The sequence below is a fragment of the Nocardia mexicana NBRC 108244 genome (assembly GCF_001613165.1).
Taxonomy (GTDB): Bacteria; Actinomycetota; Actinomycetes; order Mycobacteriales; family Mycobacteriaceae; genus Nocardia; species Nocardia mexicana.
The window spans coordinates 1-3,788 of sequence record NZ_BDBV01000101.1 but is presented as its reverse complement, the minus strand read 5'-3'; the positions used below and the strand labels follow the sequence as shown (position 1 = coordinate 3,788).

General features: G+C 68.9%; 5 protein-coding genes. 2 read left to right on the top strand and 3 right to left on the bottom strand.

Going from position 1 to position 3,788, the window contains the following annotated elements; all coding sequences use genetic code 11:
* Nucleotides 1-725: Rossmann-fold NAD(P)-binding domain-containing protein (locus NM1_RS33615; RefSeq protein ID WP_068029533.1), on the top strand; the 725-nt coding region annotated here is incomplete at its 5' end.
* Nucleotides 726-939: 214 nt separating this feature from the next.
* On the opposite strand, the gene NM1_RS33610 is transcribed toward NM1_RS33615, so the two are convergent.
* The 3 genes from NM1_RS33610 to NM1_RS33600 form a co-directional block, all read right to left on the bottom strand.
* Nucleotides 940-1,284, bottom strand: a complete 345-nt coding sequence (locus NM1_RS33610; protein WP_068029523.1) for a hypothetical protein — start codon at nt 1,282-1,284, stop codon at nt 940-942.
* 82 nt (nt 1,285-1,366) lie between these two features.
* Complete coding sequence (locus NM1_RS33605) at nt 1,367-2,332, bottom strand: FkbM family methyltransferase (RefSeq protein ID WP_084520293.1); 966 nt, start codon at nt 2,330-2,332, stop codon at nt 1,367-1,369.
* Between the two features lie 55 nt (nt 2,333-2,387).
* The gene (locus NM1_RS33600) at nt 2,388-3,356 is read right to left on the bottom strand and encodes a helix-turn-helix transcriptional regulator (protein ID WP_068029519.1); all 969 of its coding nucleotides are present in this window, start codon (nt 3,354-3,356) and stop codon (nt 2,388-2,390) included.
* Between the two features lie 63 nt (nt 3,357-3,419).
* Here NM1_RS33600 and NM1_RS33595 point away from each other — a divergent pair, with 63 nt between their 5' ends.
* Nucleotides 3,420-3,773 carry a YybH family protein gene (locus NM1_RS33595; protein ID WP_211339524.1) on the top strand — a complete coding sequence of 118 codons (354 nt, stop codon included), beginning with the start codon at nt 3,420-3,422 and terminating at the stop codon, nt 3,771-3,773.
* The last annotated feature ends 15 nt before the right edge of the window (nt 3,774-3,788 follow it).

Below are 3,788 nucleotides of genomic sequence, written 5' to 3'. Positions count from 1 at the left end.
CCGACCTGCCCACGCTCCGCGCCGCGGCCGCTCGGGCCGACGGAGTGATCCACCTGGCCTTCGGCAACGACTTCAGCAGCGCCGCCGCCGTCGCGGACGCCGTTGTCGAGGAGGGCTCCGCCCTCGCCGCGCTGGGCGAGGAGCTCGTCGGCAGCGACCGCCCGCTCGTGACGGTCTCGGGTACGCCGCCGGTGCCGGGCCGCGCATCCACCGAAGCCGACCCACTGCCGACCGACGGACCCGTCGGCGGTCGCAGTCTGTCGGTCACCGCGGTACTCGAGCTGGCCTCGCGCGGCGTCCGCAGCGCGGCCGTACGGCTGCCGCGCACGGTGCACAACGAGGGCAAGGGCGGGTTTGCGGGCCTGTTGACCGATGCGGCCCGGCGCAGCGGAGTGGCCGGTTACCCCGGCGACGGCGCCCAGCGCTGGCCCGCCGTGCACGCGCTCGACGCGGCCGTCCTGTTCCGGCTGGTCCTGGAGAAGGCACCAGCCGGGACCGCATGGCACGCCGTGGACGACGAGGGCGATGCCGTCCGCGATATCGCCGCGGTCATCGGGCGCAGGCTCGGCCTACCGGTGAAAGCCTTGCCGCAGGAGACATTCGGCCCCCTCGGCCCGATCTTCGCCCTCGACCAGCCCTCCTCGAGCACCCACACCTGCCGCACACTCGACTGGCACCCCACCCACCCCAGCCTCCTCGAGGACCTGGAGAACATCCAGCCCTGACCGTCCGGGATCCGCCCGAGGAGATCCTGGAGTCCCTGGCTCGATATTGTCGCCGCACTTCCGGCGCACTTCCGGCGTAAGAAACTCGCCCGCCTACGCTGATTCCACCGGGACCGTTCCGCTGCCACCGATGCGGTGGCCTCGGTGGAATGTTGTGGCCCACTGCACGTCTCGATCCATTTGATCGCGATCGGGATATCAGCAAAGACTGTTCTCAGCCGAACCAGAACAGGAGCATCGAGCCGACTTCCAACGTGAGCACAATGGCGCCCAGGGTAATGCCCGAAGACGTCACTCGTTTTCCAGTTTCGGTTCCCCTCCGCACTTTGACCTTCGCGCCGATGCCGAGGATCACGGCGAACAACCCGAGCAACACTCCCGCACAAAACACCGGCGCGATAGATATCAAGGTCATCCAGAAGTACCCCTCGTCGTCGCTGACGACGACAAACGCGAAAGCCGCGACTATCAGACAAAACGACAGCACGGCAAGGATTCCCAAGGTCCGCGAGAGGTCGGCAATCGCCCTGGTCCTATCACGCTGCGCTTCCTCAGCCATCGCGGACCTCCTCTTCCCTGCAACGATCACTTCCGATGCTGCCAGACGACAAATTCCACCAATGCGCTGCGCCGGAAATTCGTCACTGAAGTGTCGACTTGGGCAAGGCATCGCCGCGGGTGAGGAGCAGATCGGCCTGCTCGGTGATCGGGCCGGTGAGCGGGGTCGGCGCGAGCGGGTGGCGTGCCGCCCTGGTCATATCCTCCGGCGCGTAGGAGTTGGGCACCCGGTAGGCGCGAAAACCGTTGTCTGTGAGCGGTTTCAGCACCTCGTCCGCGGTATGACCCGCGGCGGCAAGCCATTTCGGGGTGATTTCAGTGAGAATCTCGCAGTCCGGGCGGAGCCGGGAAATCAGGCGGGACAGCTGGGCCAGCACGGTACCCTCGGCGCCCTCGACATCGACCTTGATCATGCGAGCGTTCTCGAGGTCGCCCGGTTGCAGGAGGTCGGCCAGGGGGAGCCCGGGCGCGGTGAACTGCGAGATGTGGTCGTCGGGCGGGATCGTCGTGGTGGCCCCGCTGTTGCCGCGGTCGGGCACGTACAGGCGCACGGGTCCGGGCTCGGCGGTCACCGCGGCCCGCACCACCCGAACGTTGGTGCAGCGGTTGAGAATCAGGTTGACGTGCAACTGTTCGAGGGCCGCGGGTGCGGGTTCCACGGCGACCACACCGCCGCTCGGACCCACCCGGCGCGCGGCGAGCACGCTGTACCAGCCGCCCGCCGCGCCGAGATCGATGAAACGGTCACCGGGCCGCAGACGCGAGGCGACCAGCGCCGATACGCAGGCCTCCCAGCAGCCGTGGGTGTAGATCGCACGGGAGATGAAGTCGATCGTCGTCGGAATCTGGAAGCGTCCGCGGTACCGGGTGCGCACCACTCGCGGCGGACGCGGTCGCTGCCGCAGGCCGACATCGAGCCAATCGCGGGCCAGCCGCTGTTCCAGCACGGTCCCCGGGCCGTAGCGGACCCACCAGCGCGCGGCGATCAGCAGCGGCGGCCACGGCCGTGGCGTGAGAACGGTGTGCTGCCAGGATGTTCGGGACGACATTACTGACCTCTCGACAGGGATTTCGGCGGCGGACCGCAGCGGGACGCGCCCGGGATTACTCTTCGTAGCGGGCGGCGAGCGCCGTGGCGCGGTCGTGCAGGACGGTGCGCAACCACTGCGGCGCAAGGACTTCCGCGTTCATGGCGAGCTGCCACAGCGCCCATTCCGCATGACGCGAGTCCTGGAAGGTCACCTCCAGTCGCAGCCAGTGATCCGTATCGGCTTCCTCGGCCTGGACTGCCAGTGCGGTGCCGACCAGTTCCTCCCGCTGCGCCGGGTGTAGCCGTACCACCACCGAGACCTGGTCACCGCCGGTCCGGAACCGCGTGCTGCGTTCCTGCCACGCCCGGTCCAGATCGACCCTTTCCGGGCGCTGGGCGGGTTCGGGTAGCTCCTCGGCCGCCGAGATCCGGGACAGCCGATAGGTGCGGTCGGCGCCGGACCTCGTGGCCAGCAGGTAGCCCTGGCCGCGCACGGTGACCAGGCCGATCGGGTCCACCGTGCGCCACTGCGGGTCCTGATCCACCGCCGCGTAGTGGATCCGCAGCTTGTGCCCGGCGAACACCGCGCGCCGGACCTCGGCCACGACGGCGTCGGGCACCTCCTCGGCGACCTGGCGGCGCGCGAGCAGATCGGTCTCCGGTTCGATGAGCAGGCGCTCGGCCGCGCCCGTCGCGGTGGCCCGATGGCCTTCGGGCAGCGCATCGACCATCTTGCGCATGGCCGACGTGAGCGCTGACCCGAGGCCGAATTCCTGTGCGCCGCGCCGTGATCCGGCTACCACCAAGGCGAGCGCCTCGTCGTGATTCAGTCCGGTGAGCTCGGTCTGGAAACCGGGGAGCAGGGCGAAACCGCCGTGCCGACCGCGTTCGGCGTAGACCGGGACGCCCGCGGCCGACAGCGCCTCGATATCGCGCAGCACGGTACGGGTGGACACCTCCAGCTCGCGGGCCAGCGCGGGCGCGGACAGCCGACCGTGGCGGCGCAGCAGCAACACCAGCGAGACCAATCGGTCGGCACGCATGCGAAAAATCCTATCCGAAATACATGACACAAGATGTCGTGTTTCGTTGGGAAGCTTGTCTACATGACAAACAAGAAAGTGGCCACCGACCCGAACGACCTGGGCAAATACTTCATCGAACGCGCCAATGCGGGCGATGTCGACGGACTGGTGGCGTTGTACGAGCCGGACGCCGTGCTGGCGTTCCCGCCGGGCAACCTCGCGACCGGGCACGCGGAGATCCGCAAGGTGTACGAACAGTTCGTCGCCGCCGCGCCGGTGCTCGCGCCCGGGCGGCAGCATCCCGCGCTGGTGAGCGGCGACCTGGCGCTCACAGCGTCCACGCTGACCACCGGCGAGATAACCGCCGAGGTCGCCCGTCGCCAACCGGACGGATCGTGGCTGTGGGCCGTCGACCAGCCCGCGCTGCTGCCGTAGCGGGAAGGCGGCGGG

What these genes read in the sequence shown, in the direction of transcription:
- NM1_RS33600 (WP_068029519.1), bottom strand. Translation starts at nt 3,356, where the DNA reads ATGCGTGCCGACCGATTGGTCTCGCTGGTGTTGCTGCTGCGCCGCCAC.
- NM1_RS33595 (WP_211339524.1), top strand. Translation starts at nt 3,420, where the DNA reads ATGACAAACAAGAAAGTGGCCACCGACCCGAACGACCTGGGCAAATAC.
- NM1_RS33605 (WP_084520293.1), bottom strand. Translation starts at nt 2,332, where the DNA reads ATGTCGTCCCGAACATCCTGGCAGCACACCGTTCTCACGCCACGGCCG.
- NM1_RS33610 (WP_068029523.1), bottom strand. Translation starts at nt 1,284, where the DNA reads ATGGCTGAGGAAGCGCAGCGTGATAGGACCAGGGCGATTGCCGACCTC.